Origin of the sequence: Streptosporangium subroseum, assembly GCF_900188345.1 — a bacterium.
GTDB classification, from domain to species: Bacteria; Actinomycetota; Actinomycetes; order Streptosporangiales; family Streptosporangiaceae; genus Streptosporangium; species Streptosporangium subroseum.
Window position 1 is genome coordinate 196580 of sequence record NZ_FZOD01000010.1, and the last position, 21481, is coordinate 218060.

Here is a 21481-nt window from a genome sequence, read left to right on the forward strand (position 1 = left end):
GTCACTCGGGTGTACGGGCCACCGCGTGCTCAGCCCCGGTCCCTGACCAGTGGCGTCTTGCCGACGGTGGTCCGTTCGATCTGGGGTGAGGAGGGCGGCACGAACACCAGCCGGAACCCGTATCCGGTCTGCTCGATGGCCGCCGCGTTGGCCTCCCGGTCGTTGAAGAGGGACAGGGAGCTCGGCAGCGCCTGGGTGAACAGCCGCCGCGTCCCGCTCGGGCCGAGGGCGTGCTCGACGGCCGCGGCCGTGCCCTCGGCGTCGTCCACCGCCACCAGCAGGGTGAGGGTGCGGTCCTCACGGTGGTTGTGGAACTGGACCTCGTGCGCGATCAGGTCCAGGTCGACGCCGGCCGTCGAGCGCAGCCGTCCGCGCAGGGCCGCGTAGGCCAGCGTCGCCGAATACTGGCTGTCGTTGAGGTGCAGCACGTCGGCGGTGCGCCCGGCGAACTCGAATCGCTCGGCGCGCAGCCCCGGCCCGTTCAGGGTGGGGCGGCGGATCATCCGGTCGCCGAGCTTGAGCCGGAGCAGCGGCGTCTCGTCGGCGTGCAGCCGGGTGACGACCAGCTCGCCCTCCTCGCCTTCGGCGACGGCACGGCCGTGCTCGTCCACGATCTCCACCAGGTGCAGCCCCGGCACGGCGGAGAGCGCCGGCGAGGTGTGGTCGAGCTGGAGCCCGACGCACTCGGCCTGGGTCGCGGCGAAGTAGCTGAGGATCGACACGTTGGGGAAGAACGCCTGCAGCTCGTCGCGCTTGCGCTGCGGCAGGGAGCCGCTGCCGTACATGGCGACCCGGAAGCTTGCCCTGGCCTGCGGGGTCAGGCCCGCGCCCAGCTCGGGCAGGAGCGCGATGCCGGCGGTGATGCCCATCAGCGCCTTGTGGCCCGGGTAGGAGAACATGTGCTCCAGCACCGGCGCGCTCACCGGTCCCGCGCCGATGTAGTTGACCTCCGGGACGTGGGACAGGACGCCGCCGACCATGGTCCCGCTGCTCCACATCTGGTAGTCGGCCAGGGTGGTGAACAGCCAGCGCGGCGCGGGGCCGCGCAGGTAGCGGCCGAGCTGGTAGGCGCCCATGAACTCCCCGGCGATGCGGTAGGTGTCGCGCAGCTCCCGCAGGGAGTACACGATCTCCAGGGGCATGCCGTCACCGGTGCCGCCGCTGGCCACCACCTCGAACCCGCCGTGGCCGAGCGGCACGACCATCCCGGCCCGCGCGCCCATGAACATGTCCCGCTGAACGGCCTTGTCCGAGAGAGGGATCCGCTCCCACTCGGACATGTCGGCGGGGGCGCTGCGGATCCCGAAGTAGTGCAGCCGCTCGCGCCACAGCGGGTTGAGCAGGGCGATGCCGACGAGCTGCTGAAGCCGGCGGAACACCAGCGCGTTCTGGAGGTCGAGCGAGGACTCGCAGTACGGGGATCCGGTGAGCCGCCCGCACTCCTCCAGCTTCTCCGCGAACGACGGCAGCCGGGTGACGTCGTCCACCGAGCGGGGCCGCAGCTCCTCCTCGGGGATCAGCTGTGCCGCCAGCTCCGTCGAGGCGGCGATGTCCAAATCCGTCATGGTCATGAGTAACTCCCATTCCGCTGGTCGTGCCGGGCCGCGGCGCTCGCGCGCAGCACCCGTTGCCCGATGTCCCTGATTTCGGCGATGAGCATGGCCAGATGGTCGGCGTCGATCAGGTGGTTCATCACCACCACGCGCAGCGCCGCCACCCCGTCGATGTCGACCTTGGAGATGAAGAAGCGCCCGCCGTCCCGGATCCGGTTGCGGATCTCCAGCTGCAGCCGGTGTACGGTCGCCGGTTCGAGGCCGTCCGGCCGGTACCGGAAGCACAGGATGTTGGACTCCGGCTCGTGCACCACGGCGAAGTCCGGCTCGGCGTCGATCATCCGGTACGCCTGCCGGGTCACCGCGCACAGCCGGTCGATCTTCTGCGCGAACAGCGCCGGGCCGTAGACCGACCAGACCGTCCAGAGCGGCATGATCATCGGGCGTTTTGTGCACTCGAAGTTCTTGTCCGCGCTGTCGTAGGCGCTGTAGATGTCCGGTTCCTCGTCGAAGACGTAGCTGGCGCGCTGCCGGAACGCACCGCGCGCCGCCGCGCCGTCGCGGTAGAAGAGCAGCGTGCACGGCGCCGGCATGAACAGCATCTTGTGGGCGTCCCAGGTGAGCGAGTCGGCCTGCTCGATGCCGCGCAGCCTGTCCCGGTGCCGGTCCGACAGCAGCAGGCTCGCCCCGTGCGCCCCGTCCACATGGAGCCAGAGCCCATGCCGGCGTGCCACGGCCGCGAGCTCCTCCAGCGGGTCGAAGGCGCCCATCGACGTGGTCCCGGCCGAGGCCACCAGGCAGAACAGTCGCAGCCCGCGCCGGTGCGCCTCGTCCAGTACGGGGCCGGCCAGATCGGGGCGGATCCGCCCGGCCCGGTCGACCGGGAGGCGGACGATCTGCCGTTCGCCGATGCCGAGCACGCCGGCCGCCCGGGTCACGCTGTAGTGGGCCTCCTCGCTGACCGCGATGGCCGGGAGACCCGACATGCCGCCGGTGCCGCGCGTCCAGATCTGCGGGAAGGCGCGGTCACGGGCGGCCAGCAGCGCGGTCAGGTTGGCCAGGGAGCCCCCCGAGGTCGTCACCATGGCGAACCGGTCGCGGTTCCAGCCGATGAACCGGTTGAGCTCCTCAGCCATGAGCCGCTCGGCGACGCTGGGGAGCTGCCCGGCCTCGTAGAAGGATGAGGGTTGGTTGACCACCGAGCCGACCAGGTCGATAAGGCTGGCCAGCGGCACCACGCCGGAGAACTGCCGTCCCATGTAGCCGGGTGAGTAGACCGGGATGCCGGTCCCCGTGTACAGGTCGACGATCTGGTTCACCCGGTCGGCGTCGAAGTCGGCGATGCGCTGCCGTTCCGGGGTCATCAGTCCCCGTGCGGCCTTCAGCAGCACCGCCGGATCGAGGAGGTCGAGCCCCCGGACCGACCGGTCGCCCAGATACGTCGTCAGGCGGCTGACGATGTCCACGGCGCCGTCGTGGAAACGTCCGGGATCGAAGGCCGCGGTGAGGCCCGGCGTGGGTGACCGGGAGCCTTCGCCGGTCGTCGGCTCTGGAAAGGAACTGTGGACATCGGAAAGCGAATTCGTCACGGAGGAGACTCCAAACGATCCGGCATTGAGAACGCCCATGTGGTCGCGCCCGGACAAGAGTTCGGACATGGTGAATTGAACTCCGGGAAATCACATGAAGGTTCTCGCGAATAAATGCATGATCTGCGGTGGTGCGTCGAGCGGGAAAAGGATCCCCGGCATCCGGGGACACGAGACGGATTTCGTGCCGTCGCTGGGCCGTTCTGGCAGGCTGGAACGGTCCATTTTCGGGAGGGGATGTCGATCGATGATGGTGGGAGATGGTACGAGAGGGCTTCGCCGCCCTCTGCTCACGCCCTGTTCAAGCGGTTCGAATCAGTCCGGAGATGATGTCGCCGGCAGTCAGGGTTTGGAGGAGACGCGTCGTGGATGAATCGCGATTGATTCGACCTGAATTTCAGCCGCAATATACGTTGGCACGCCCGTCATGTAAGGGAGCTAATCATTGATGGCGGGAGAGGCGCAAGACCTCGGCTGCAGGTGGAGTGGCAGATTCCGGCCACGGCTACTTGCTCATAATGATTGAAATGGGGAGATCCTCGGTGAGTCTCAGCTGCTTTTGAGCCTATGAGTTTTTCTCACAAACTTAGACCAATCCCGGCATGTGAGACCGCCGCCTCGGCGGGCGATCCTATTAGCGGGACATTATTATTTAATATGGTTGCATTCGCCAAAATATGGTAGAAGTCTCAATGAGGGTGATGTATCGGTTTTTCACGGCGCATCGGCGCTAAGGGGGGTCGTATGCGTCGCGGGAGGCGTACGAACGTGTGCAGGGGGAGACGGACTCGTTCGACGCGGTGATGGAGGCCACGGTGCCCGGGATGGACCGGCCCGGCCGCCCGGCGGGTGAGAACTGGGACGTGGATGACGAGGAGGAGACCCGCCGGCGCCTTCCCCGCCTCGCCGCTCTTTTTCTCGATCAGGAGAACTGAAACCGAACGATGAGTTCGACCGGGAACACCCTGAACCGGTGGAGACGCTGACCTACCGCGACATGACTTCACCACCCAAAGGGGACCCGCTCTGACATTCACGGATGAGGCCGAGACCCATTCTCGCTACGGTTCACGTCCGGCAGAGTCTCCCGAATTGGCCGTCATGCTGGGCCGGCGTGGGCGGCAGGCCCTTCTTAGCGCGGGGTCGTAGCCGCTCCGAAGGGCTCTCAGATCAAGCCGTATGTGATGGGTTGTGAAGCGGCACAGGGGCACGGTCGCCGCTGTTGTCAGGCCGTTCGCTGTCGAGAAGGCTGAGGAGCGGTGCCATGTAGCGTTCGCCGGCGGCCGCACCGAGTGGTACGGCCTGTTCGGCGGCGGTGAGTGCGCCCGGGTCGAGGTCGATGGCCGTGGCACCCAGGGCTTCTGCCAGCTGGCGCCTGGTACGCGCCCCGACGAGCGGGATGACGTCCGGGCCCTGGGCTGCGACCCAGGCGATGGCCAACTGGGCCACGGTGACTCCGTACGTCGTCGCTGCTCGGCGAAGTGCCTCGACGAGCGCCAGGTTATGGGTCAGGTTGGCCCCCTGGAAACGGGGCAGAGCGGTGCGGAAGTCCTCGGGGGGCAGCTGTCGCTGTCGTGTTTCGGACCAGTGCCCGGAGAGCAGCCCGCGCGAAAGGGGTCCGTAAGCTGTCACGGTGATGCCCAGTTCCCGTGCGGTCAGGAGGATCTCCTGCTCTATGCCGCGGGAGAAGAGCGAGTACTCGATCTGCACGTCGGTGACAGGATGGACCGCGTGGGCCCGGCGTAGCGTGTCGGCGCCGACCTCGGACAGGCCGATGCCCCGGATGTATCCGGCCTTGACCAGTTCGCCGAGGGCGCCGATCGTCTCCTCGATCGGCACCTCGGGATCGGGCCGTCCGGGCCGGTAGACGTCGATGTAGTCGGTGCCCAGCCGACGCAGTGAGTAGGCGAGCGCGTTCTTGACGGCGACCGGCCGGCTGTCCGACCCGGTCCAGCCGCCCCCGGGCTCCCGCAGCGCACCGAATCTGATGCTGATCAGGGCCGACTCGCGGCGGCGCCCGCGTAGCGCGTCCCGCAGCAGCAGTTCGCCGTGGCCCATGCCGTAGGCGTCGCCGGTTTCGAACAGGCGGACCCCGTGATCCAGGGCGGCCTGGATGGTGGTTACGGATTCCGCGTCGTCGGCGGGGCCGTACAGCTCGGACATGCCCATGAGGCCGAGTCCGAGGCTCGGCGCTCGCAAGGGGTCGCTCGCCGGGTGGACGTTCATGTGCCTTCTCTTTCCGGTGGGTGGGTCGCCTGGACCGAGGCGGCGTGATCCGGTGGTGCGATACCCCTGGGACAGGATGTACCGGACCACCGCGACCACGCCGCGGACGGTGGTCAGACTGCCAGGGCCTTGACCATCTCGTTCGCCAGCGGGGCGGACGAGGCCGGGTTCTGACCGGTGTAGAGGTTGCGGTCGACGACGACGTGGGGCGCGAACGCCTCGCCCTCCTGGAAGTCGATCCCCAGCGCGACGAGCCGGTCCTGGAGAAGCCATATGGCCCGGTCGGCGAAGCCTGAGCGGGTCTCCTCGACGTTGGTGAATCCGGTGGCACGATATCCGGCGAAGGGGGACCTGCCGTCGTCCGAGGCGGTGGCGAGCAGTGCGGCGGGGCCGTGGCACACGATCCCGAGCGGTTTGCCCGACGCGAGCGCCGCGACCAGCAGTCTGCCGGAGACGGCGTCGACGGCGAGGTCTTCCATGGGGCCGTGCCCGCCGGCGTAGAACACCGCGTCGTACGCATCCAGGTCTTCGGGACCGACGTCCTCCAGCCTTGCCGGATGCTGGAGCTGGGAGATCTCCGCGAGTTTCCGCGCGATCCGGTCCGCGTTTTCCTGACCGCCGTTCACCTGCGGTGACAGGCTCCTGGCATCCACGGTCGGTACGACGCCTCCGGGTGTGGCCAGCGTGATCTCGTGGCGCGCGTCGTGGAAAATCTCGTAGGGGGCGACGAGTTCCTCGGCCCAGAAGCCTGTCGGATGCTTGGTCCCGTCGGCCAGCGTCCAGTGGTCGGTACCCGTCACGACAACAAGGATCTTGGACATGGTCTCACTTTTCCTGTAAGGCCGGCACTGCCGAGCCTGGGACTGGTCCGGAGTGAAGAGGATCTTCTCCGCTGGATGAGACGGTCTCGCCGCCCACGGCGGTGAGTCTGAGGGGACTCATGTCAGTGGTTCTCCGGGGGATTGCAAGGAAGGCAGTAATGGTCTTTAGCATTTTGCCGCGTACATATCTATCACGGGGCACCCGGCATGTAAAACTCTATAGTTAATAGACCATGTCTCAGGAGATGTGGATGCCCAAGACGGCCGGTCACATCACCCCGGGCGTCGCCGATGAGAGGGGGAGCGGCGACGGGGACTCGAACCCCGGACCCGCGGATGAGGAGTCCCTACTCGTCCTCGGTGAACACGACCTCGCGGCGCCTGCGAATCGCCGGGAGGACGGCGACGACGAGCGCTGCCACGGCCAGGGCCAGGAGCACCGCGGAGATCGGCCGGGTCAGGAAGACCGACGCGTCGCCGCGGGAGATGATGAGCGCCCGCCGCAGGTTCTCCTCAAGCAAGGGGCCGAGGACAAAGCCGAGCAGCAGCGGCGCCGGCTCGCAGCCACACTTGATCAGGATGTAGCCCAGGATCCCGAAGAACGCGATCGCGTAGACGTCGTACGCGTTGAACTCCAGGGAGTACGTGCCGATCGCGGCGAACAGGATGATCATCGGGAACAGCACCTGGTACGGGATGCGCAGCATGCGCACCCAGACGCCGATCAGCGGCAGGTTCAGCAGCACGAGCAGCACGTTGCCGATCCACATCGACGCGATCAGGCCCCAGAACAGCGCCGGTTCGTCGGTGATGACGTTCGGGCCGGGGGTTATGCCGTGGACGATGAACGCGCCGACCATCAGTGCCATCACCGGGTGGGCGGGCAGACCCAGGGTGAGCAGCGGGATGAACGACGTCTGTGCGGCGGCGTTGTTCGCCGACTCGGGGCCGGCGACGCCCTCGATCGCGCCGCGCCCGAACTCCTGCGGACGCTTCGAGACCCGCTTCTCGACGGCGTACGAGGCGAACGAGGCCAGCACGTGGCCACCGCCGGGCAGGACGCCGAGCGCGGCGCCGAGACCGGTGCCCCGCAGGATCGGGGCGATCATCCGGCGCCGGTCCTCGCGGGTCGGCCAGAGGTTCTTCACCTTGCTGATGACCGCCGTGCGGGTCTGCTCGTTCTCCAGGTTGCGCAGGATCTCGGCCACCCCGAACATGCCGACGGCGACCGACACGAAGTCGATGCCGCCGTACAGCTCGCGCTGGCCGAACACGAACCGGGGCGTGCCGGTGTAGATGTCCTGGCCGACCGTGCCGAACAGGACTCCGAGCGCGATCATCGCCAGTGCCTTGAGCGTCGAGCCACGCGCCAGCGTGATCGACACGATCAGGCCGAGCAGCACCAGCGAGAAGTATTCGGCCGGGCCGAACTTCAACGCGACGCGGGCCAGTGGCGGGGCCGCGACGGCCAGCACGACGGTGGCCACCGTACCCGCGATGAAGGAACCGATCGCGGCGGCGGCCAGCGCCGCGCCGGCCCGGCCCTGCCGGGCCATCTCGTGCCCGTCCAGCGCGGTGACCGCCGCCGACGACTCACCGGGCAGGTTGATCAGGATGGCGGTCGTCGAGCCGCCGTACTGCGCGCCGTAGTAGATGCCGGCCAGCATGATCAGTGCCGTCACCGGCTCGAAGCTGAACGTGATCGGCAGCAGCATCGCCACCGTCGCCGTCGGCCCGATGCCGGGCAGCACGCCGACCGCCGTCCCGAGCAGCACTCCGACGAAGCAGTAGAGGACGTTCTGGATCATGAAGGCGGTCGAGAAGCCCAGCGCGAGGTTGTCGAGAAGTTCCATGCCTCAATCCGGATGCCGCGTCAGAATCCCAGCCACGGGCCCCATAGCGGGATCCGCAGCTGAAGTCCGATGACAAAGATGAGCGTGCCGGCCACGGTCAGTCCGGCGGCCACGGCCACGGCCGTGAGCAGCCGTACACGCGAGCTGGCCAGCGTGGTGAGCAGGGCGGTCACCGCCGACGTCGGGACGAATCCGAGGCCCTCGACGGTGAATCCGAAGAACAGGACCGCGAGCACGATGACGGCGACCGCACGCCAGGGGATCGGCCCGAACGAGACCACCTCGCCGGCGATGAATCCCTTGATGACGATCGCCAGGCCCAGGGTGATCACGGCCGCGCCGACCAGCGCGGGGAAGGCGCCGGGGCCCATTCGCAGCGGGGTGCCCAGCTCGTAGCCGAGCGCCCCCACCACGAACGCGCCACCGATCAGGACGAAGACTCCCCCGGCGAGGACGTCCGGGAAGGACCGGCGACGCTCCACCTCAGGAGGCCTTGACGCCGGCGTCGGCGATGACCTTCGCCCAGGTGCCGAGCTGCTCTTCGAGCTTGGTCCGGAGCGCCTGCGGGGTCGCGTCCCCGGCCGGGACCGGCGCGGTGCCGAGCTTGGCCATCCGGTCGATGACCCCCGGGTCGGCCAGCGCCACCTTCAGCGCCTCGGACAGCTTCTGGATGTCCCCCTGCGGCGTACCCTTCGGGACGTAGAGACCGTGCCACACGCTGACCTGGAGCTGGGGCAGCCCGGCCTCGGTCGTGGTGGGCAGGTCGGGCAGGCTCTTCACCCGCTCCGGCGTGGTGACCGCGTACGCCTTCACCTCGTTCGCGGAGATCTGGCCGCTGGTGTTGGTCGTCTGGTCGCACATGAAGTCGACCTGGCCGCCGACGAGATCGGTCAGCGCGGGGCCGGTGCCCTCGTACGGGACCTCCTGGAGCTTGACCCCGGCGGCGGTCTGGAACAGCAGGCCGCACAGGTGGGACGCGGCGCCGATGCCGGCGTTGGCCAGCGTGACCTTGCCGGCGTTCGCCTTCACGTAGGTCACGAGTTCCTGGAGCGTCGCGGGCGCGAAATCCTTGCGGGCGACGACCGTCATCGGCACCTCGGTGACGAGCCCGACCATCTCGAAGTCCTCGAGCGGCTTGTAGCCCAGGTCCTTGTACAGGGCGGGCGCCGTCGACATGCCGATGTGGTGCATGAGCACGGTGTAGCCGTCGGGCTTGGCCCGCGCGACCTCGCCGGCGCCGACCGTGCCGCCCGCGCCCTCGACGTTCCGGACGACGATCTTGCCACCGAGTTTGGCGGCCATCGGCTCGGCGATCATGCGGGTGACGGTGTCCGTAGGGCCGCCCGCGCTGAACGGCACGATGAAGGTGATGTTCTGGTCCGGGTAGCCGCCGGCGTCGCCTCCACCGGCACCGCCTCCACCGGCACCGCCTTCACCGGTGTTGCCGCCGCCGGCGGCGCCTCCGTTACCGGCACAGGCGGCGACAAGGGAGATGACGCCGATCGCGGCGATCATCCGCGCGGCACGGTATCTGCTGGTCGTTCTCATATCGCGGCCTCCTCGTCAGCGCATGCGCATTGGTCGGTGAGTGCGTGGACTCAGTCTCAGCTGGCGGGGACGCGGATGGTGTCAGAGAAATCCCAAGAATGCGCCGGATGCCAGAAATCCCAGGACCTGAGGGGCTAACGCAAGCGTCGATCCGGGCCGTACAATCCGCCGGTATGCGGATCACCATCATTGAGGATGACGACCGCGTGGCGCGGGGTCTGGTGACCGTCCTGACCCAGGCGGGCTTCGAGGTCCATCGCATCGCCACCGCCGCGGAGGCCGTGTGTGCCGCCCCGTCCGATGTGGTCCTCGTCGACCTGGGCCTGCCCGACGGCGACGGACTCGACGTGATCCGCAAGCTGCGTGACCGCCCGGAGACCGCCGTCATCGCCGTGACAGCACGGTCGGAGGAGCACGAGCGAGTCCGTGGCCTGCGCGCCGGCGCGGACGACTACATCGTGAAGCCGTTCGGCACCTCGGAGTTGCTGGCCCGGATCGACGCCGTCCTGCGGCGCACCCGGGTGGCCCGGGCCCTGAGCCACCCGGATGAACCGCTCGTCCTCGGCCCGATGCGGATCGGCGTCGGCACCCGCGAGGTCACCGTCGACGGCACGCCCGTGACGCTGACCCGCAAGGAGTTCGAGCTGCTCCTGCTGCTGGCCCGGCGGGCGCCGAACGTGGTGAGCCGCGACGTCATCCTCGACCAGATCTGGGGCGCGACCTGGGAGTCATCGAGTCGCACCCTGGACACCCACATCGCGGCGTTGCGGCACAAGCTCAGGCCGTCCGTGCTCATCCGCACGATCCACGGGGTCGGCTATCGGCTCCTGGCCGACCAGCCGGAGCTGATCGGCTGACGCGCCGTGCACCGTCGCCTGCTCGCCGTCCTGGTGCCCCTCGCGGTGCTGCTCGTCGCGGCGCTCGGGGTGCCGCTCAGCGTCACCGTGGCCGAGCGGGAGATGCAGGAGACCTACGTCGACCGGCTCAACGACGTCGGCCGGTTCGCGTCGCTGGCCGAGACCGCGCTGTCGACCGGGCGGACCGAGGCGCTCCACCAGGAGCTGGCGCGCTACCACGAGCTGTACGGCATCCCGGTCGCGGCGATCGACACGTCGGGCACGGTGCTGCTCGGACCGGCCGGTGCGTACCGGGAGGCGGCGCGGGCCGAGCCTGCGCTGCCCCGGATCGTGACCGCGGCGCTGGCCGGGGCGAGGTCCGAACCGTCCTGGGAGTGGGCGCCGTGGGACGACTCCGCACTCGTGGTCGCGGAGCCGGTGGGCCGGGACAGCGAGGTCGTCGGCGCCGTCGTGACGATTTCCGACCTGTCGAAGACGCGCTACCGCATCCTCGTGCGGTGGGCCCAGCTCGCCGGGCTCGGACTGCTGCCGTTGATCGCGCTGGTGGCCGTCGCCTGGCCGGTGTCGGCGTGGGTGCTGCGGCCGGTGCGGGAGCTGGACGCGGCGAGCTCACGGATCTCCCGGGGCGACCTCACCATCCGGGCGGACGCCGAGGCCGGTCCGGTCGAGCTGCGGCGGCTGGCGGAGTCGTTCAACACCATGATGGACGCGGTCGAGAACGCCGTGCAGCGGCAGCGGGCGTTCGTGTCCGACGCGTCCCATCAGCTGCGCAATCCGCTGACCAGCCTCCGGCTCGCCGTGGAGAGTCTGGAACCGCATCTGCGCGCGGCCGGCGACGGGCGGCAGTTGTACGACGTCGCCGTCGACGAGCTGAAGGCGATGCAGCGGATGCTGAACTCGCTGCAGGCCAGTGCGCGGATGGAGAGCATCCGGACGGCGTCGCCGGTGGATCTCGACGCGGTGCTGGCGACCCGGGTGGACCGGTGGCGGGCGTTGACGGCGACGGCGGGGCAGACGCTGGCGGTCGACGTGCCGCCGGGGCTGCGGTTGCTGGAGCCGCCGGGCGGACTGGGCAGCATCCTGGACGAGCTGATCAGTAACGCGTTACGGCTGTCGGACGCGCGGGTGGTGGAGGTGACCGCCCGAGTCGTCCCCGGTGGTGCGGGCTCCGGACGCGGTATCGCTTCCGCGACCGGACACGGCAACGCGTCCGCGGCCGAATACGGCGACGCCTCCGTAGCCGGACACGGTGACGTCTCCGCGACCGGAGGCGTGGTCACGATCGCTGTCCGTGACGACGGCCAGGGGATCGACGCGTCCGAGCGGGCCCAGGCGCTACGGCGGTTCTGGCGGTCGCCGCGGCACCAGAACGTGCCAGGGACCGGCCTGGGACTGGCGATCTGCGCCGACCTGGTCGGGGCGGCCGGGGGCGAGCTGCGGCTGGAGGAGGGCCTGCCGCGTCCGGACGGGTCCGGGTACGGATTCGCCGCGGTGGTCGCGTTGCCGATCGTTTCGCGGGGGGCGTCGCCGTCCGGCGCCCCGGCTCCGTCGCCGGTCTGAGGACCTGGGCTCCGTCGCGGGACTGAGGACCTGGGCTCCGTCGCGGGACTGAGGACCTGGGCTCTGTCGCGGGACTGAGGACCTGGGCTCTGTCGCGGGACTGTCGCCGTCCCGGGTCGGGGCCTGCGGTTCGCTGTCCCGGGTCAGGGCTTGCGGTCGCGGAACCAGGCGGCCGCGCCCGGATGGAGCGGGATCGATGCGGTGGAGATCCCGGTGCGCACGTTGATCTGCCACGCTTCGGGAACGGCCTCGGCGTCGTCGCGGCCGCCGGAGGCGATCGTGCCGGTGTGCGTGAAGATCGTGTCGGTGATGGCGTGGACCAGGTCATCGGACAGGTCGTTGCGCACGAGAAGCACGTTCGGCACCGCGATGGTGCGGGTGGCCGGGACGCCGGCATAGGCGGTCGCGGGGATCATGGCCGGGGTGTAGGGACATGGGAACGCCGTGAAGAGCGCGTCTGCCTGTGTGTCCAACGGGATCAGCCGGATTGGGTGCCGCTGCGCCAGCTCCGTGATGGCGGGGGTCGGGACGCCGGTCAGGGAGAACATCGCGTCGATCTCGCCGTCGCGCAGTGCCGCCGCCGATTCGGCCTGGCTGAGGTATCGGCCGTCGGCGTTCACCAGGCCGAGCTTCAGAACCCGCAGCGACGTGAACTCGGTACCCGAGTCGCGGGCACCGAGGGATACGCGCTTCCCCTCGAGATCCCGGAACCCGTCGATCGCCGAACCGGCCATGACCACGAGATGCAGGTGACTGTCGTAGAGCCGGCATATCGCCGAGAGCCCCTCGGGCACGCTGCCGTCGGTCGTGATCAGCGCGTCCAGGCTCGTCAGCCCAAGGTGCACCTCACCGGCCCGCAGCATCCGGATGTTGTCGGTGGACGCCCCGCTCGGCACGGTGACCACCGTGGCACCCGGCACCTGCTCGGAGATGCGTTCGGCCAGCGCACCGCCGATGCGCCGGTATACCGCCCCCGCCGGCCCGGTGGCCAGTCGCAAGTTGATCTTGTCGACCTCGGGCTGCCGGGAGCAACCGACGAGCAGCCCACCGGCGGCCAGGAGCACCGCCCGCCGGCCGAGCCGTAGCTCCGGGTTCAGCGCCATGCCGAGATGATACGGACGACGGCGCCGCCTTTGGCCCCGCACGCCCCGCACCCGCGCCGCTTCACCGTCGGAGACCGCGGCGTCAGGGACCGCGGCCCGGGCCTATGGCTGCATATGACGGTGCTGGTCCTGCTTCGACGTCTCCGGACGTTCGACACGGGTGGGGTTGCCGCGTACGAGCTCATCGTGGATGCGCCAGCGGGCGGTGGCGACGGCGCGCCCCGCCACCTCGTCGCCGTGTTCGAGGCGCTGTCGCAGCAGTTGCATGGCGATGCGGCGGTTGAGGCTGAACTGCCGCTCGGTGTCGACCACGACGACGATCCCCGAGGGCCGGTGGGTCGCCCGTACCGCGGTGCTGGCCTTGTTGCGATGCTGACCGCCGGGGCCGCCGGTACGGCAGGCGACGATGTCGACGTCTGCTTCCGCGAACGTCGTGCGCGGGGTGTCGACCTGGCACGATTGGGCGATGACGTACCAGTTCTTTCGGCTCGTTCTGGGCCTGTACGGACTGGGAGCCTGCCAGCACAGAGTTCCGGTCCACGATGCGGCGAACGCTTCGGCGCCGACTCCTGAGATCTGAACCAGGACCGATTGGTAGGTGCCGGGCCGCTCTCCGGGAACGGTCTGAACTCGATGGGTCTCCAGATTCTGCCGGGTGGCGTCGGCTTCCAGGCGGCGCAGCAGCCGGGCCAGCGCCCAGGCACATTCCTGCGGGCCACGCCCGGCCGACAGAAGCAGGTGGACGCTCACGACCGGCCTCGCTTGCGGCGCTGGTCCCGTTGGGGCGTGGACCCGAGGTCGGGCGTTTTGTAGGTGACCAGAGGGACCGTGGTGGCCACGGGCGTGGCCAGGCCGTGGTCGACGAGGTCGGAGATCACTTGCTCGATGCGCTTGTAGGCCGTCGGTGCCTCCTCGAAGAGCAGCTGGCGGTCGCCGCACACCACCAGCGACCCCACCGGTGTGCGGCGCAGCTCCTCGACCGTGTGCTTGGCCCGGCCCCGGCGCAGGGCGTCCGCACGCGACATCTTGCGGCCCGCGCCGTGCGCGACGGAATGGTTGGCGTCCGGCCCGGCGTGGGCGGCCACGAGGTAGGAAGGGGTGCCTCGCGTACCGGCGATGAGCACGTCGCGGCCGTCACCCGGCGCCGCCCCCTTGCGGTGCAGGTAGACCCCGTCGCGGATCTCGACCAGGTTGTGGCACTGGTCGACGATCGGCTCGGTGGGTTCGGTCCCCAGAGCATGGGCGACGCGGGCGGCCATCAGCCGCCGATTCAGTGATCCCCAGCGTACGGCGTCGTCATGCATCGCCAGGTAGGCGCCGGGATCAGGGGCGGGGCCCGCGCCATGGACCGCGGTGTGCGCCCGCAGGATCCGTTCGCCCAGCCCTCGGGAACCGCTGTGGACGATGAGAACCAGGTCGCCGGCGGCGAGCCCGAGACGGCTCGCGTGGTCCGGATCGAAGACGGTCCCGATTCGCGCCAGCTCGACGAAGTGATTGCCCCGGCCGACCGTCCCGAGGCCCTCGGTGTGACCGGCGGGAATCGTGCCATTCACAACGGCCCAGGCCGGGTCGTCGGCATCCCGCTCGGGATCCAGCGCGCGATCGAGGTCGGGGAACCGGGCGGCGAGCTTCTCGGGTACGGCGCGCTTGAGCTTCATGGGAAACACGGCGATGCCGCAACCGATGTCGGAGCCCACCAGGAACGGGTACAACACGGTCGATGCCATGGCGGCGCCGATGGGAGCGCCCTTGCCGGGGTGCAGGTCCGGCATGGCGGCGACGTGCGTCATGCCGTCGAGGGCGGCCACCTGGTGGCACTGCGCGAGGGCGTCGGACTCGATCCAGCTCGTGGGGGAGGCGAATACGGTGACGGTGGCCGAACCCATGGCCGCGGTGGACGACAGCGGGGGCTCCTGCCGGGAGCGTTGCTGGGACAAAAAGGTTCTCTTCCCTCAAAAGGGTGTGGACGAGAGCATGGCGGCGCGAGTCGGCACTGTGGCATCTCGGAGTGGCGGGGTGCTGTCCGTTAGAACATCGTGGACACCACGTTCCCTGAGCCCCGCCACGTGAGGCAAACGGTTTTCGGCTTGTGATCGCCTTACGGGGTGGCCTCCCACGCCTGTTGGGCCATGGCGAAGAGTGGGGTGCGCGGTCGCTACGTGCTCCAGTCCTGACCGGTGACTTCCAGGGGAGCAGTCGCGCGAACCCTCCTACCTGTCGTGTTGCCGGCGCACCATCTCGGTGATCCAGATGGGCGCGAACGGAGACGTGCAGCCCGGGGACGTCGGGTAGTCCTCGAGCACCTTCAGGCGCTCACCGATGTCGATCGCACGAACGCGGTGCTCGGCGCGCTCGATCCCGATCTGAGCCAGGCAGTGGTTCATCGCCCACTGCAGGCGATCCGGGGCGTCTTTCATCTCCGCCTCGATGACGTCGAGCAGTCCTGCGAGGTCGAGACCCTCGGGCTTCTTCGCCACGCGTTCGGTGGTCAGCGCCCAGCCGGCACTCGCGACCACCGGATCCGGATCGGCGGACCAGGTCAGGCGCAGCTCTTCGGAGTGCGGGTTCTTCTTCACCACGTAGTTCACGAGCCAGTCGTGCACCTTGGGTACGCGCGCCTCGCGCAGCATGACGTCCAACTCCTGCCGCCCGAACGCCTTCGGGCGGCAGATCAGGATCGCCAGCAGTCTCGCCGCGGTGTCATCCGTCTCCCAGAGCCGGCACGCGAGCCCCTGCTGCGTCTTCAGCCGCTTCGCGATCGCGCGCAGCTTGCCGAGGTTCACACCGTGATCGTCACCGTGTCTCTCGTTCACCGCGCGTATCTTCGGATCCTCAAGCTCGGCCAGCTCGGCCATCACCTCGGCCACCGTCGTCTCGGTCAGCGTCGTCTCGGCCACTTCGGACTCCTGTCCATCACGTGCGAGCAGACTACGACGGAAGTCGGCCTCCTGTCGTGCACGCCGGCTCGGCGGCCACCGATACGAACGGCTGGGGAAGCACAGCGCCGAGCGCGGGGAGTCACTCCCAGACGAGGCAGAAGGGATGGCCCGCGGGGTTGGCGTAGACGCGCCAGCAGCGGGTGGCGTCACCGGGGTCGAGAATCGTGGCACCGAGAGCGAGGACCTGCCGTTGGGCCTCGTCGAGGTCCTTGACGCCGATGTCGAGATGGAACTGCTGGGGGCGGGTGGGATCCGGCCACTGCGGCGGCCGATGGTCGTCAACGCCCTGGAAGGTGAGCACCATGCCGGTCTCGAGGTGGAGGGTCGTCCAGTTGTCATCGAGCGACCACCGGGGATCGGGCTGGTTGACCGTGCCGCCGAGGAGCGACCGGTAGAACCGGGCGAGTTCCAGGGCGTCCGAACAGTCCAGCACCACGCACTGCAGGTTGCCGATCACGTGTCTTCCTTCCGGGGGTGGGATGGGCCGCCTGCGATGATCGCATCGGCCAGGCAGTTCGCCCTACCGCTGCCGATCACGTGGGCGGGAGCGGCGCAGGGGATCGGTCGCGCGGAACGTACCGCGCCGGCTCGTTCCGACGGTCTGGCCGGACGCCGGATCCTCACACGCGACCGCCGTACTAATAGCCGCGGCTCTGCGCGCGGATGCCTGCTCGCCGCACCGAGCGGATGTTTTTCGCCGCGGTGAGATGAACGAACCGGTGAAGACGAGCCGCCCGTCGAGCAGCCGGCCCGGCTCTCGACGTCTCCGCCGAGCTGCGTCGCCTGTGGGCGCTGCCCGGCTTCGTGCAGCTCGTCTATGAGGGTGCGGTCGACCATCCGGCCCCGTCGGCGAGATTCGCGCCGCACCGCGTTCGACGGTGCGGCGTCTCAGGGTCGACCGCAGGTCGCGGGGCAGAATGTGACCTCGGGGTAGCGCGATGACGGCCTGTCCAGGAGGTGCTGCCGCTGTGACTTCAGGTGCTGGTCGAGGAAGGCCGCCACGTACGTGCGGGTGAGCTCTGCGCCACGGGCCGCGGGCATCGTGCCAGGAAGAGGTTTGAGGCCGAGGACGTCCGCCACCAGCGAGATGTCGGTGAAGGACTGGTGTTCGGCGTCCGACAGCACGAGCCAGCGCTTCCACCCGGTCAGCAGCTTCCAGTCACGGTCCCACGAATTGTCGGGGCCGCCCGGGACATGCTCCCGCGAACCCAGGAACATGAACGGCCGCGAGAGACCGCCCTTGGGGATCCGGGCGTAGGTGGTGCCGTCCATGTCGACTCCGGCGCGTATGCGCGGGTCCTTGACCATGGCCGCCACGGCGCCGGCCCCGCCGGCCGACTGGCCCACCATCGCGATCCGGGTGCGGTCGATCAGGTCGTGCCCGTCCCACTCGGAGGTCAGCCGATCGAGGACGAAGGAGACGTCGGTGGCCCGGCCCTGGACCAGTGCGGCGCGGGAGCCTGGGTCGGTGTCGCTGTCGCAGGCGAGGCATTCGACGACCCGCCCGTCGGACAGGGTGGTGGCGTAGCTCTCGTAGGTGTGGTCGATCCCGGCCACGACGTAGCCTCGGCTGGCGAGATCCTCGGCCAGGGACGTGAGCGTGCTCATCGGCTTGGTGAAGCCGGGAGAGAGCACCACCAGCGGAAGCCTTCGCCCCGCCGGTTCGGCGTCCCTGACGGCGTTCGTGCGTGTCCTGCTCAGCGTGTCGTACGGCGTGGTCGCGAGCCCGGAGCCTTTAAGGAAGAGTTCCGATTCCTTGGCCGTCATGTACGGCGCGCGCTCTCCCTCATGCTGCTTGGTCGGATACCACAGGGTGACCTTGAGCTCCCTGGCGTCGACGTCGAGGTCCCAGGGATCGGGGCGGGAGGCGTCGGTCAGATGCAGGGCGGTGGTGCCGACCGGCAGGGGGCCGGTGGGGGCGGGCAGGGTGACGGGGCCGGGCGGTTCGGCCGGCGGGGCGTCGGACCTGGGTGGCGCGGGAGCGGAGCAGGCGGACGCGGCGAGGACGGCCAGTCCCGCGACGAAGGCCAGGAGTCTTCTTCTCATGGCGAGGTCCCTTCACGTGTGCAGCAGGGTCAGGGCCTTGGCCAGGGCGGGGTCGCGCCCGGCGGCCGTGTCCTTCGGGGTCAGGGGCACGTAGTGGTCGGGCGGTACGCCGATCCGGTCGATCACCTCGCGATCGGGTCCCAAGTGGTGCCTGCCGGGGAAGCTCAGGAGGGTGTTGTTGGCGAGCAGGTACCCCCGCGCCGGGCCGGAGATCACACCGGCGGTCCTGGTGCCGACCAGCCGGCCGATGCGCAGGTCCTTCACCGCGGAGCTGAAGTGCTCACACGCCGAGGCGCAGCCGCGGTCGGTGAGCACCGCCAGCGGCAGGTTAAGCAACTCGACGGTGTCGTCGGTCCACGAGGTCAGGCACCTGCCGTCCACGGTGCACTGGTAGGCGGTGACCTTGCCGTGGACAAACGCGCTCAGCAACCGGATCGCCTCCACGGGGCTGCCGCCGCCGTTGCCGCGCAGGTCCAGCACGACGCCCGACAGCGTCCGGCCGGTACGCAGCCTGGAGATCGCTTTAAGGACCCTGTTCGCGGAGCCGGGCGCGAATCCGGTCATCCGCACATAGGCGATGTCGTCTTCCAGCAGCTTCGACCTCACCAGTTGCAGGGTGGCCAGATCCCGCTGGTAGAGGCCGGGCTTGAGCGTCACGGTCCAGCGGCGGCCGATGGTCTGTCGCAGGAGCCGAAGCCGCACCGGGCGCGCGTCCGGGTACTGCGGGTAGAGGGCGGCGATCGCGGGGGTGGGCTTCCCGTCGATGAAGGGCGCCGATCCGTTGATCGACTCGATGACGTCGCCGGGGCGCAGCCCGGCGGCCTGCGCCGCGCCGCCCTGCACGGTGGTGACGAACAGCGGGGGGAGGGCGGCGCCGGGGTCGGCGTCCATCTGCGGGCCGCTGACGTTCGCCTTGAGCCCCAGGCCGTAGCCGTCGCCGTCGTAGTAGTCGGGCGGCCGCTTGACGTCGTGTGTCCAGCGAGCGTGATTGTCGCCGAGGGCGGCCACGATGGATTCGAGGGTGACGACGGCCAGCCTGTCGCGCAGGCCGGGCACCTGGTCGGTGATCTTCCGGTAAGTGGTCTCGAAGGCGGTCCAGTCGGCTCTGCGGTCGCCGGTCAGCGCCGGCATGGTCGCCTCGGGCACGTCGCGCCCGCTGCGGTTGAGCTCCTGCGTCAGAGCGACGAGCCCGGCGGCCAGCAGCGAGCGGGCGTCCAGAGTGGTGCCGCTGTAGTAGTTGCCGAGGATGCAGAGGTACGCCTGCTCGATGACGTCGATCGTGGTGGCAGTCTCCGCTCCGGGGGTCACCTGAGGCGGCGCGCAGACCGTACCGGCTGCCGTGCTCACCTGGCCGCGCGGCGGTGTGGGTGCGGTGCAGGCCGTCGCCAGGAAGAGTGCGAGCCCGGCGGCCGCGGTCCTGAGCATGGTCATGACAGGCGTCTCCGGATCCACCAGAAGGACGACCACGTGAGGCCGAGGGCAAGGAGGGCGTAGATCCCGGTTTCGATCCATTGGAAGGGCCAGAAGCGGTCGAGGGGATGGTAGGTCGCCTGCTGCCGGTAACCGAGCCGGTTGATCTCGACCCAGCACGCGTCCAAGCCCTGTGGCCCCGCCTCCCGCGGCGAGCAGGGGCCCGACGTCACCGAGACGGGGACGGGCGCTTCTTCGCCGCTGCCGGCGACCCTCCGTCCGGACGGATCGAGGAGGTCGCTGAGCAGGACCCAGGAGCCCGCGTGGCCGGGAACCGCGGGTCTCGTGGAAATCTGCACGGGTCCGCCCTGTTCCTCTACGTGGATGCCGCCCATGTTCTCCTGGTTGAGCTCGAAGATTCCGGTGACCGGGGGCATCAGGTGGGGACGGACCAGCAGCGGCATGGCGAACTGGACCGCGGCGAAGACGGCCAGGGTGAGGGCCATGGCGGGCAACGTGCGGTGCACCAGCATTCCCACGGTCACGCCCAGGACGAAGGCGAAGGCCGCATAACCCATCGGGGCGATGCCACGCGCGCCGAACACCAGGGGAGCCATCAGAGCCAGGTCCGGAACGGCAGACTTGTCCAGGGGGCCGGACCACCACGTCACCGCGAGGCCGCTCGCGGCGGCGGCGGCCATGGCCGCCAGGCCGATGAGCCCGAGCTTGACCGCCAGCCAGCGGCCACGGGTGACGCTCTGGTTCCACACCAGCAGGTGTGTGCCCGCCTCCAGTTCGCGGGTGATCAACGGCGCTCCCCAGAAGAGCCCGATGAGAGCGGGCAGGGCCAGCACGACGAAGCTGACGGCCACGAAGGGGAGCTGATATTCGTCGAAGAAGCGGTCGAAGAATCGGTCACAGGTGTCGTCCAGGGTGCAGCCGGCGATCCCGGTCGAGTAGCGGGAGGCAATGTCCGGGCCGGTCAGGGCCAGTACGACGGCGAGAATGACGAGTACGGCCGCCGTCATCATGGCCGAGCCACGGAACTGGCGCCAGGTCAGCCAGATCATCGTTGCGCCTCCGGTGCGACTCGCCGGTTCTCCGCGGTCTGCCTGTCCATGTAGGCCAGAACGAGGTCTTCCAGGCTGAGCCGGGTGACCGTCCAGGCGGGATCGTGGATCGGGGCGTCGGCACGGACCACGAACGTGCTCTGCCGGTCGGTGTGGTGCGCGGAGATCACATGCTGGTCGGCGGGGAGCCGGTCGGGATCGCGACGCGGGCCGGTGAGCCGGTGATGGGTGGCCAGCAGCCTGTCGACCTCTCCCGCCATCTGGACGCGCGAGTCGACGAGAACGATCATGAAGTCGCAGACCCGTTCCAGGTCAGAGACCAGGTGGGAGGAGAGCACGACGTTGAAATCGTGCGCGACGGTGGCCTCCGTCAGCCCCTGCAGGAACTCCCGGCGGGCCAGCGGGTCGAGCGAGGCCACGGGCTCGTCCAGGATCAGCAGCTCGGGCCGCTTGGCCAGGCCCAGGGTCAGGGCGAGCTGGGCGCGCTGGCCGCCGGACAGCTTGCCCGCCCGATGCGTGGGGACGAGACCGAGTTGCGCGATGCGCTCCCGCGCCATGCCGTCGTCCCAGCGGGGGTTGAGCCGCGCCCCCAACCGCAGGTGATCGGCAACGGTCAGTCCCGCGTAGACGGGGGTGTCCTGGGCGACGAACCCGACCCTGGCCAGCTGCGCGGGCGTGCCCCCGGGCCGTCCGCCGAGCACGGTGATGTCGCCCGCCGTCGGTTCGAGCTGGCCGCCGGCCAGCTTCAGCAGCGTCGTCTTGCCGGCTCCGTTGGGGCCCACCAATCCCACGACGTGGCCCGCCGGGATGTCGATGGTGCACTCGCGCAGCGCCCAGCGCTTGCCGTACCTCTTGCCCAGTGCCTGGGCCTGCAAGACAGAAGTCACGCTATGTCCTCCTGAGAGG

19 protein-coding genes are annotated in these 21481 nt (G+C 69.4%); 3 read left to right on the forward strand and 16 right to left on the reverse strand.

What is annotated here, in order from left to right; all coding sequences use genetic code 11:
* Positions 1-29 precede the first annotated feature (29 nt).
* Both CHC08_RS13470 and CHC08_RS13475 read right to left on the reverse strand, forming a co-directional pair.
* Entirely contained in the window at positions 30-1571 is a 1542-nt protein-coding gene (locus tag CHC08_RS13470) for a phenylacetate--CoA ligase family protein (RefSeq protein WP_089207582.1), read from the reverse strand.
* Positions 1568-3142, reverse strand: a complete 1575-nt coding sequence (locus tag CHC08_RS13475) for a pyridoxal phosphate-dependent decarboxylase family protein (protein WP_179282026.1) — start codon at positions 3140-3142, stop codon at positions 1568-1570. Before CHC08_RS13475 ends, CHC08_RS13470 begins: the two co-directional genes overlap by 4 nt.
* A 770-nt stretch (positions 3143-3912) precedes the next feature.
* Here CHC08_RS13475 and CHC08_RS49525 point away from each other — a divergent pair.
* Positions 3913-4077 carry a hypothetical protein gene (locus CHC08_RS49525; protein WP_179282027.1) on the forward strand — a complete coding sequence of 55 codons (165 nt, stop codon included), beginning with the start codon at positions 3913-3915 and terminating at the stop codon, positions 4075-4077.
* Between the two features lie 235 nt (positions 4078-4312).
* Here the strand turns inward: CHC08_RS49525 and CHC08_RS13480 are convergent, their stop codons facing one another.
* From CHC08_RS13480 to CHC08_RS13500, 5 genes are all read right to left on the reverse strand, one after another.
* Positions 4313-5368, reverse strand: a complete 1056-nt coding sequence (locus CHC08_RS13480; protein ID WP_089207584.1) for an aldo/keto reductase — start codon at positions 5366-5368, stop codon at positions 4313-4315.
* 113 nt (positions 5369-5481) lie between these two features.
* Positions 5482-6189 carry a type 1 glutamine amidotransferase domain-containing protein gene (locus CHC08_RS13485; protein WP_089207585.1) on the reverse strand — a complete coding sequence of 236 codons (708 nt, stop codon included), beginning with the start codon at positions 6187-6189 and terminating at the stop codon, positions 5482-5484.
* Between the two features lie 347 nt (positions 6190-6536).
* The gene (locus CHC08_RS13490; RefSeq protein WP_089207586.1) at positions 6537-8042 is read right to left on the reverse strand and encodes a tripartite tricarboxylate transporter permease; all 1506 of its coding nucleotides are present in this window, start codon (positions 8040-8042) and stop codon (positions 6537-6539) included.
* Positions 8043-8062: 20 nt separating this feature from the next.
* Entirely contained in the window at positions 8063-8524 is a 462-nt protein-coding gene (locus tag CHC08_RS13495) for a tripartite tricarboxylate transporter TctB family protein (protein WP_089207587.1), read from the reverse strand.
* Position 8525: 1 nt separating this feature from the next.
* Positions 8526-9590 (reverse strand): tripartite tricarboxylate transporter substrate-binding protein, encoded by a 1065-nt coding sequence (locus CHC08_RS13500; protein WP_218825302.1) that lies wholly within the window; start codon positions 9588-9590, stop codon positions 8526-8528.
* Positions 9591-9763: 173 nt separating this feature from the next.
* Here CHC08_RS13500 and CHC08_RS13505 point away from each other — a divergent pair, with 173 nt between their 5' ends.
* Positions 9764-10447 carry a response regulator transcription factor gene (locus CHC08_RS13505; protein ID WP_089207588.1) on the forward strand — a complete coding sequence of 228 codons (684 nt, stop codon included), beginning with the start codon at positions 9764-9766 and terminating at the stop codon, positions 10445-10447.
* 6 nt (positions 10448-10453) lie between these two features.
* On the forward strand, positions 10454-12007 hold the full coding sequence (locus CHC08_RS13510; protein ID WP_089207589.1) for a sensor histidine kinase: 1554 nt from the start codon (positions 10454-10456) through the stop codon (positions 12005-12007).
* A 143-nt stretch (positions 12008-12150) separates the two neighbouring features.
* Here CHC08_RS13510 and CHC08_RS13515 read toward each other — a convergent pair whose 3' ends face one another.
* From CHC08_RS13515 to CHC08_RS13555, 9 genes are all read right to left on the reverse strand, one after another.
* The gene (locus CHC08_RS13515; RefSeq protein WP_089207590.1) at positions 12151-13110 is read right to left on the reverse strand and encodes a TAXI family TRAP transporter solute-binding subunit; all 960 of its coding nucleotides are present in this window, start codon (positions 13108-13110) and stop codon (positions 12151-12153) included.
* Positions 13111-13212: 102 nt separating this feature from the next.
* The gene (gene prfH, locus CHC08_RS13520) at positions 13213-13860 is read right to left on the reverse strand and encodes a peptide chain release factor H (protein ID WP_089207591.1); all 648 of its coding nucleotides are present in this window, start codon (positions 13858-13860) and stop codon (positions 13213-13215) included.
* Positions 13857-15047 (reverse strand): RNA ligase RtcB family protein, encoded by a 1191-nt coding sequence (locus tag CHC08_RS13525; RefSeq protein ID WP_218825303.1) that lies wholly within the window; start codon positions 15045-15047, stop codon positions 13857-13859. Before CHC08_RS13525 ends, prfH begins: the two co-directional genes overlap by 4 nt.
* A 273-nt stretch (positions 15048-15320) precedes the next feature.
* Positions 15321-15965: a DNA alkylation repair protein gene (locus CHC08_RS13530; protein ID WP_218825308.1), complete on the reverse strand. Its 645-nt coding sequence runs from the start codon at positions 15963-15965 to the stop codon at positions 15321-15323.
* A gap of 163 nt (positions 15966-16128) precedes the next feature.
* Positions 16129-16506 carry a VOC family protein gene (locus tag CHC08_RS13535; protein ID WP_089207594.1) on the reverse strand — a complete coding sequence of 126 codons (378 nt, stop codon included), beginning with the start codon at positions 16504-16506 and terminating at the stop codon, positions 16129-16131.
* A gap of 431 nt (positions 16507-16937) precedes the next feature.
* Complete coding sequence (locus CHC08_RS13540; protein WP_089207595.1) at positions 16938-18095, reverse strand: alpha/beta hydrolase family protein; 1158 nt, start codon at positions 18093-18095, stop codon at positions 16938-16940.
* A gap of 12 nt (positions 18096-18107) precedes the next feature.
* Positions 18108-19526 (reverse strand): S41 family peptidase, encoded by a 1419-nt coding sequence (locus CHC08_RS13545; RefSeq protein WP_089207596.1) that lies wholly within the window; start codon positions 19524-19526, stop codon positions 18108-18110.
* On the reverse strand, positions 19523-20575 hold the full coding sequence (locus CHC08_RS13550) for an ABC transporter permease (RefSeq protein WP_089207597.1): 1053 nt from the start codon (positions 20573-20575) through the stop codon (positions 19523-19525). The genes CHC08_RS13545 and CHC08_RS13550 overlap by 4 nt, the downstream gene beginning before the upstream one ends.
* The gene (locus tag CHC08_RS13555) at positions 20572-21462 is read right to left on the reverse strand and encodes an ABC transporter ATP-binding protein (protein WP_089207598.1); all 891 of its coding nucleotides are present in this window, start codon (positions 21460-21462) and stop codon (positions 20572-20574) included. The genes CHC08_RS13550 and CHC08_RS13555 overlap by 4 nt, the downstream gene beginning before the upstream one ends.
* Between the last annotated feature and the right edge of the window lie 19 nt (positions 21463-21481).

What these genes read in the sequence shown, in the direction of transcription:
- CHC08_RS13470 (WP_089207582.1), bottom strand. Translation starts at nt 1,571, where the DNA reads ATGACCATGACGGATTTGGACATCGCCGCCTCGACGGAGCTGGCGGCA.
- CHC08_RS13480 (WP_089207584.1), bottom strand. Translation starts at nt 5,368, where the DNA reads ATGAACGTCCACCCGGCGAGCGACCCCTTGCGAGCGCCGAGCCTCGGA.
- CHC08_RS13485 (WP_089207585.1), bottom strand. Translation starts at nt 6,189, where the DNA reads ATGTCCAAGATCCTTGTTGTCGTGACGGGTACCGACCACTGGACGCTG.
- CHC08_RS13490 (WP_089207586.1), bottom strand. Translation starts at nt 8,042, where the DNA reads ATGGAACTTCTCGACAACCTCGCGCTGGGCTTCTCGACCGCCTTCATG.
- CHC08_RS13500 (WP_218825302.1), bottom strand. Translation starts at nt 9,590, where the DNA reads ATGAGAACGACCAGCAGATACCGTGCCGCGCGGATGATCGCCGCGATC.
- CHC08_RS13505 (WP_089207588.1), top strand. Translation starts at nt 9,764, where the DNA reads ATGCGGATCACCATCATTGAGGATGACGACCGCGTGGCGCGGGGTCTG.
- CHC08_RS13515 (WP_089207590.1), bottom strand. Translation starts at nt 13,110, where the DNA reads ATGGCGCTGAACCCGGAGCTACGGCTCGGCCGGCGGGCGGTGCTCCTG.
- CHC08_RS13530 (WP_218825308.1), bottom strand. Translation starts at nt 15,965, where the DNA reads ATGGCCGAGCTGGCCGAGCTTGAGGATCCGAAGATACGCGCGGTGAAC.
- CHC08_RS13540 (WP_089207595.1), bottom strand. Translation starts at nt 18,095, where the DNA reads ATGAGAAGAAGACTCCTGGCCTTCGTCGCGGGACTGGCCGTCCTCGCC.
- CHC08_RS13545 (WP_089207596.1), bottom strand. Translation starts at nt 19,526, where the DNA reads ATGACCATGCTCAGGACCGCGGCCGCCGGGCTCGCACTCTTCCTGGCG.
- CHC08_RS13550 (WP_089207597.1), bottom strand. Translation starts at nt 20,575, where the DNA reads ATGATCTGGCTGACCTGGCGCCAGTTCCGTGGCTCGGCCATGATGACG.